This is a genomic window from Lentimicrobium sp. L6 (assembly GCF_013166655.1).
In the GTDB taxonomy this organism is placed as follows: domain Bacteria; phylum Bacteroidota; class Bacteroidia; order Bacteroidales; family UBA12170; genus UBA12170.
This window is the reverse complement of record NZ_JABKCA010000036.1, coordinates 44,731-50,959: the sequence shown is the minus strand read 5'-3', so window position 1 is coordinate 50,959 and position 6,229 is coordinate 44,731. Positions and strand designations below refer to the sequence as shown.

The 6,229-nt window shown below is 35.5% G+C and carries 3 protein-coding genes; all 3 read right to left on the bottom strand.

Annotation, left to right across the window (positions count from 1 at the left end):
* Window positions 1–13 precede the first annotated feature (13 nt).
* The 3 genes from HNS38_RS10500 to HNS38_RS10490 all read right to left on the bottom strand — a co-directional run bounded on the left by HNS38_RS10500 (window position 14) and on the right by HNS38_RS10490 (window position 6,212).
* Complete coding sequence (locus HNS38_RS10500) at window positions 14–973, bottom strand: Fic family protein (protein WP_172346423.1); 960 nt, start codon at window positions 971–973, stop codon at window positions 14–16.
* 180 nt (window positions 974–1,153) lie between these two features.
* The gene (locus HNS38_RS10495; protein ID WP_172346422.1) at window positions 1,154–3,664 is read right to left on the bottom strand and encodes a DUF5689 domain-containing protein; all 2,511 of its coding nucleotides are present in this window, start codon (window positions 3,662–3,664) and stop codon (window positions 1,154–1,156) included.
* Window positions 3,665–3,686: 22 nt separating this feature from the next.
* Window positions 3,687–6,212, bottom strand: coding sequence for a TonB-dependent receptor plug domain-containing protein (locus tag HNS38_RS10490; RefSeq protein ID WP_172346421.1), 2,526 nt, complete (start codon window positions 6,210–6,212; stop codon window positions 3,687–3,689).
* Window positions 6,213–6,229 lie beyond the last annotated feature (17 nt).

Genomic DNA, 6,229 nt, shown 5'->3' with positions numbered 1-6,229 from the left:
CATAAGTAAATGCTTAGCTCCACGGCTTAGGGCTGAAAACGATGCTTAATTGTTGCCTGTTATTAAGAATTGTGGCTGAATTCAATTTCCAAAATTCTGCTTTATTAAGTATTTTCGATAATGTTTCTTCTGTAGACTCAATAGCATTAATTAAACATTGCAAAAACCACAAAATCCATTCTGTTATATCTGAATTTTCTTTTTGTGCTTTTTCAAGTTTCTCATAATACTGTTTCCTCTCCATTCTTATTTGCGCTGACATACTGTAAAACCGCCTAATACTTTTATCAGAACGTGCTAATGTCATATCTGTTATTGCTCTTGTGATTCTTCCGTTTCCATCGTCGAATGGATGAATTGTTACAAACCATAAATGAGCAATAGCTGCTTTTAAAACCAAATCTATTCCATGTTCATTTTCAAACCAATTTAAAAATGTTTTCATTTCAGATTCTATTCTGTCAGAACTTGGAGCTTGATAGTGAACTTTCTCTTTACCCATAGGTCCTGATACAACTTGCATAGGGCCAGTCGTGTCTTTTCTCCAATCGGCAACTGTGATTTTATAAAGCTTACTCCATCCTGTTGGGAAGAGAGCTGCGTGCCAACCAAACAACCTGTCTTTAGTCAAAGCCAAATCGTATTTTTGTGTAGCGTCAAGCATCATTTCAACTATCCCTTCAATATAGCGCTCCGATTCTACAGCACCTGCAATGTTGAGCCCAAGCCTACGAGCGATTGAAGAACGCACTTGTTCTATTTCTAAAAAATCACCCTCGATTTCAGATGATTTTATAACATCTAAAGTAAGCGTATTCAATACTGCTTCATTTTGCAAATCAAAACCCAGCGACTCCATTTTGCCCAAAAGTCGTCCTTGTTGATTTCTAGCTTCACCTAGTTTAATCATCACTTTCTTATTATCCCAAATGAAATCAGTCCAGTTTTCTTTTTCGTGTATAAAAATCTTCATTCTCCGCAATTTATGCGACAAATATACTTTATATTCTCCGCAAAAGAAACTTTCTCCGCAAAATATGCTCTGATTAAAACTATTAATCTCCGCACAGTTGTTTTTTTGTTTGGCGGTAACAACAAATAAAAAACCCCATACTCAAAAGCATGGGGGTTTTAATATATTTAGACTTGGCGATTATTGCACCAAGATATCGTCTAAACGAATAGAAGTAGATTCTGTATTGCTTCCTACGTATTTGAAAGCAATGGCAGCATCGCCACTAAAAGCTGATAAAGAAACAGCACCTGAATCAATCCATGCATGTTCTGCATCAGATGAAGAAGCAGTAGGAACATTAATCTCTGTCCATGTTGCTGTAGCATAGTTTTCACCATCATAGTCTGTAGAAACCATAATCATTAATGGCTCACCAGCATGTGCCCAATAAGCCATAGCTGTTTTTAAACTTAGTGATTTCGAACTAATATCAGAAATCATTGGAGTAATTAACCAACACTCCATATAATCTACGCCAGAATTATAACCTGTTGACTGAACATATTTGTCAGTATTATAAACTTTACCTTGCCACATACGGTCACCTTCTACATTTACATTCACCCAACCTTCTGCTGCAAAATCTTCATAATCTACAACCGAATTAAATTGCTCGTCGATCATGTCAACGGTGCTTCCACCACCTCCACCGCCGCCAGTTCCATCACTAATAACAATATCGTCGAGACGGTAAGAAGTAGATTCTGTATCACTACCTACATATTTAAAAGCAATAGCAGCATTACCACTAAAAGCAGATAAATCATAATCACCTGATTCAATCCATGCATTATCGTCATCAGATTCCCCAGCTATCAAAGGATTAATCTCTGTCCAATTAGCTGTTTCAAAGTTTTCACCATCAAAATCTTCAGAAACCAAAACAGTTAATGGATTTCCAGAAGTATGGGCCCAGTAGGCCATAGCAGTTTTCAAGCTCAATTTCTTAGTTCCAATATTAGTTACAGGAGGAGTAATCAACCAAGTTTCCATTTCTGCTAGTCCTGAATTATAACCAGAAGCTTGAGTATACTTATCAGAATTGTATATTTTTCCTTGCCAAGAACGGTCACCTGCAACCAACATATTAGTCCAACCTTCAATAGCGATATCTGAATAATCTACTGCAGCATCAAAAGTTTCATTGATTTCGTCGACAGGAGTCACGGTTCCACCACCGCCTCCGCCGCCACCAACATCACAACGTTGGCCATTCATATCAAGATCATTTACATCATTTATAATAAATTGATAATCCCCATTATAAGCACTTAGAATACCAACAAAAGAACCATTTCCTTGAGCAATTTGATTTCCACCAAAATCAGCATAAGAACTAGTTCTTACAATGGTTTGAATTCCATCACAATTTGTTAAAGTTCTATTTGCTGAAGCTGCTGGTTCAGCATATGTTTCATTCAAATCAGCATCTACAAATTGAACATTTTGTAATTCAATCAACATTCCTAAATAATCCTCAGTAAGATTATTTATTTCTAATACTGTTGGAGATAAAGCTACACCACCATCGGCAAGCTGAATATGAGAAGAAAGGAAAGCTGGATCAATTCCACCGAATTTCTCTTCACCATTATCATCATAAACACTACCTAATTGAACAACCCCACCATAAGCATCAACGTATAAATTTTTACAACTCACTAATAATTTTTGTCCTACAGCATAAGTTAAAAACAAATCGTAATCGTTTATTTTAACTTCAATACCTCTTTCAGAATCCTGAATTACAAGTGTTTTATAGTAGTTACCAAACTGGTCATTAGCGGTAACAGTGGCTTCAAATACGAATTCATCCTCTATTTGCAATCTTGAACCTTGATATAAATCTTTTACTGCTTTAATTGAAGAATTAACTTCCCAACTACCGCCAGGCTCATCCCCACATCTTTCACCATTCATCACTACTTCTTCAACATCTCTAATATATAATTGAGAAGCCCCTCTATAACTTGAAGCAATAGCTATTAAAGTACCATTACCTTCAGGAATTAAATCACCAGCAAAGTTTGAATAACCACTAGTTCTAACAATAGTTGAACTTGTACAATCTTCTAATGTGCGGTTTTCAGTAACAAGAGCTTGAGCATCAGCATAAGTCTTCCCTAACTCCCCATTTATAAACTGCACCCCACTTAATTTAATCAATTGACCAATATAAGCTCCTGTATTGATATCAGAAATAGTCACATCAATAGGTTTAACTGTTTTACCGGCCGAAATTTTAATCAAATTATTGGTGGTTTCTAATGAGTCAATAGTAATTTGGTCATTATCATTATAATACCTAGCTCCGTTCATATAAATACGAACAGAATCACCAACTGCAAGACTAGTAGATGACAATAAGCTTAACTTAATTCCTCCAGTAGCATCACGCATATAAGCTTCCTTATATAAGTTACCATTTTGCTCCCCCATGGTAATGACACCATATAGAGATTTATCTTCAGTAACTTTTTGAGGAGCACTAGTTGCAGAGGCTAATAAATCAGCTACCGTCACCATATCACCTACTGGGATATTTTGTGATGGTGGCGCATCAAACTCATCCTTAACACAGCTATTCATTCCTACTAGCAAAAGTAGAACAACAGCTAAACTTGAAATTTTTAATAATATATTTTTCATTTCTCTAATTTTTTCCTTTTCATTAAAATCTGAAACTAACATTTAAGTAATAAGTAGTTCCGTACATATAATAATACTTATTGGCAAACTTATTGATATCTTCTGTATCGTATCTAAATTGCTCATATCCACCTGTAACAATCTCTTGGTTGTTCAAGATATTGTTTACAGAGAAGTTGATATTGATAAAATACTTATAATCTATTCTCCAAGATTTACCAATATTTGCATCAAGAGTTACCGCACTGGGTAATCTTTCCTGATCCAGAATCATATCATAAGTCGGATAAGTTGGTTCAATACCAGCTACTGCTTCTGCAGTTCTTCTATCTGGGTTGATAGGTAAATAAGCTCTATCAAAATAGTTCACATCAAAACCAATATACATAAAGAAAGGTGTTTTATAATTTAATCCACCAGATAATGCTGTTTGAGGGCTTCCTCCAACATAATAATTCTTAAGATATACAGTACGGTTACTTAAAACTGCTCTACTATTATCTAAAGTAATGGTGGACTGTGCACGAGAATCATAAATATTTTCACCCACTGCTGCCACTACATTAATTTTAAGGTCTGTGATAATTTCATATTGGGCTCCTAATTCAAGACCCATATTACGTTCATCTAAACCCGTCATATTATAGTTCACGAAGTTTTTCAAATCTTCATGATAAAAACTTCTACTATAAGTTTTATCGGCAAACTTAGTATAGTAAGCAGAAACTCTAGCATTGAAACCAGGCATCTTAACCACATAATTCAAATCAGCAGAAGAGATTTTTTCATTGGTTAAATTATCAACCACTTGATCTCTGGTTCTATCAGAAAGATAAGAATTACGGAACTGAGGCGCACGAGTTTGGTATAATGCATTGGCACTTAAATAATGTCGACCCGACACTTTATAGGTCACTCCACCTTTAGCACCATAGTTTAAGAAGTTATTCTTTTTAGAATCTCCATAAGAATCCTCTGGAAACAAACCATTACGCATATGACCTGTTCTCCAAAACTGATCGTAAGAAACATTGGCACCCACATAATAATCCACTTTTTGATATTCAAAAGCCATTTGTGCCCATGCCATATATTTATTGATATTGGCGGTGTAATTATATCCAAAGATATCACCAACTTTAACCACATTATTTGGATTATTTAAATCAGATTGTGCAAAACTAGGATCAGAAAAATCTCTTTCCGCAAATTTATTAACGTCCAAATAAAAATCGCCACCCAATAAATCGTCTACAACAGTATAGCGATCTCCTTTATAATTGGTTAAATCGATACCTCCAGAGAAAATCATATCTTCATTGATTCTAGAATTATAAGTAGAAGTCAGATTCATTTTCTTACTGTCACTTCTTCTGTCTTCTATAATATAATTAGATCTTTTTCCATAAACTGTATTTCCTTCAATTCCATTTGCATTCTCAATATTTGCAAATTCATCGGAGTTGGCTTGATAGAAATAATCCCAATCTAATTGTCTAAATGCCTCATTATTCTCCCATTGATCGGTCAAATAGGCTGCATGAGCAGGATCCGTTTCGGCATAGTAGCTTGGAAGATTCCTATAATAATCTGGACGAGGATCGTTACCCGAAACCCAGTTTAAAGCAGTTCCACCACCTCTACCAAACATATATGAAGCTGATGTGGTAAGCTTTGTATCTTCATCAATGGTCCAGTAATGACTTAAAATCAGCATGGGTTTATGAAAATTAGACATACGAGCATTTCTTTTCTCGCCGTTCTGATAACCCCAATTTGGATTATAATAATTATTACCACTTAAATCGTAAGCTTCTTGTACAGATGCAGAGCCTTTTCCTCTTTTACTAGGAGCACCATAGCCAATAAATCCAATGGAATGCTTATTATTAATTTTTTTCTCTACAGATAGGAAATAAGCATAAGCATCATAAGAATTACCTTGAACATATCCTTCCTGAGCCCAACGTCGAGAGCCACTGAAAGTGAAAGCCCAACCATTTTCCTGCATTCCTGTAGCATAAGTAAACATCAATCGTTGATTATACGATTTATTCAAGAATGAATAAGTTAATTTAGTAGTGGGAGAGTAACTTGAAGCACGTGCTTCCATATTGGTAGCTCCACCAACGCCACCATAGGAAAACTGAGCAGAAGTAATCCCATTAAGGACTTCACTGTTCCTTAAAGCATCGTTTAAACCGCCCCACGAAGACCAATATACTCTTCCTGACTCCATGTCGTTCAAACTTACTCCATTCATATTAACACTAGCATTATCAGAATCATACCCTCTGATTCTGAATCTTGCTGCACCTAATGTGTAGCCCGCAGTCGATACAAAAATATCTTTGGAAGACTGTAAAATCCCCGAAATATCTGTCGACTCTTCATCTCCATCCAACTCAGCTTGACTTATCACCACAACAGAAGCAGAGGAATTATCCTCTTTCATTTCCATTTTTAAAGTATCCACTTTAGTATCTACTTGTGCAAAAGATAAGGCTGAAATGAACAGGAATAGTAAAATCCATTTTATTTCACGCATATTTTTTTGATTTTTGA

What these genes read in the sequence shown, in the direction of transcription:
- HNS38_RS10500 (WP_172346423.1), bottom strand. Translation starts at nt 973, where the DNA reads ATGAAGATTTTTATACACGAAAAAGAAAACTGGACTGATTTCATTTGG.
- HNS38_RS10495 (WP_172346422.1), bottom strand. Translation starts at nt 3,664, where the DNA reads ATGAAAAATATATTATTAAAAATTTCAAGTTTAGCTGTTGTTCTACTT.
- HNS38_RS10490 (WP_172346421.1), bottom strand. Translation starts at nt 6,212, where the DNA reads ATGCGTGAAATAAAATGGATTTTACTATTCCTGTTCATTTCAGCCTTA.